2 protein-coding genes are annotated in these 1,249 nt (G+C 43.1%); both read left to right on the top strand.

All coding sequences use genetic code 11. The annotated features are described in order from the left end of the window. Window positions 1-325: 325 nt before the first annotated feature. Entirely contained in the window at window positions 326-835 is a 510-nt protein-coding gene (locus Q0314_RS07125) for a DUF4198 domain-containing protein (RefSeq protein ID WP_298057822.1), read from the top strand. Further along, window positions 813-1,103 (top strand): DUF4198 domain-containing protein, encoded by a 291-nt coding sequence (locus Q0314_RS07120; RefSeq protein ID WP_298057820.1) that lies wholly within the window; start codon window positions 813-815, stop codon window positions 1,101-1,103. Before Q0314_RS07125 ends, Q0314_RS07120 begins: the two co-directional genes overlap by 23 nt. The last annotated feature ends 146 nt before the right edge of the window (window positions 1,104-1,249 follow it).

Below are 1,249 nucleotides of genomic sequence, written 5' to 3'. Positions count from 1 at the left end.
GCTAAAATTTTAAAGCGTTAGACTCGGCTGGCGGCTAAAATTTAACTCGGTTGCGTGTTTTGCGTCTTGCTTTTCGTAAAAATGCGCCCGAGTTTTGCGCTAAATCTAAATGCTTTACTCGCCAAGACACGATTGGTCTTCGTAAATTCGTAAAAATTATTCAAATTTTGCTTTTGGCGATTAAGAGAACTATTTGGCGTATAAATTTGCAAAATAAAGCCGTAAATCTAAAATTTAAAAATCTCTCCAAAAATAAATCCAAATTTTAATCTATTTTTAGCTATAATTTGATATCAAATATCAAAAATAACCGAAAGAAAAAAGCATGAAAACACGTAAAATTTTTACCGCTGCGATACTTGCGGGAGCCGTTTGTTCGGCGCAGGCGCATATGTTTTGGGTGGACGGTGAAAACGACGAAAAGACGGGTAAATTCGTCGCAAAAATGGGTTATAGCGACGACTTTCCAAACTACGAGCCCATAATGCAAGAGCGCGTCCATCTTTTTGCGCCCGTTACCCTGATCGGCAAAAACGGGCAGAAAAAAGAGCTAGCGCAAAGCGGCGAAAACTACCGCTACGAGGGCGAAAAGCTAGGCTATGGCACCTATATCCTGCTTGCGCGGCAAAATCCGATGTATTCGCTAAAAAAGCGCAGCGACGGCAAGTGGATTATTGACAAAAATAAGCTTGATCTAAAAGATTTAAGCGACGTACAAATCTGCCGCCTGATGACGATAACGTCCAAAAAAATCCTAAATTTAGGCGAAGCAGACGACTTTGTCGCTAAGCCCGTCGGCGCAAACCCCGACCGTGCCGCTACAAAATCCGGCTAGTTTTCGCGTGGATAAGCCCTTTAAACTACAAGTTTTGGCTGACGGCAAGCCGCTAGAACGCGCCAAACTAACCGGCACTTTTGCGGGATTTTTAGAGGATAAGCGAGCGTTTTACGGTATGACCGACGCGCAGGGTATCACCGAAGTCGTAGCGCTAAGGCCGGGCTTTTGGGTGTTTGAGGTGATTTATGAAAGGCCTTATCCGGATGCCGCAAAATGCGACAAAGAAACGCTAAAAACGACGCTGGGCTTTGATATAAAAGAATAGATCGGCGCAAATTCGGGCTTTGGGTAAAATTTGAGCCCGAATTTACCTTAAATTTCATATAATCGCTTCGTAACCTAACTCAAAAGCGAGGAAAAATGCCATACGAAAATTTTAAATCAAAAAATCCTCTCGCGGCAAAAATCGCC

Source organism: uncultured Campylobacter sp. (assembly GCF_938040115.1).
Lineage (GTDB): Bacteria > Campylobacterota > Campylobacteria > Campylobacterales > Campylobacteraceae > Campylobacter_A.
Note: the sequence above shows the minus strand (reverse complement) of the source record. Positions and strands in the feature narration are given on the sequence as shown.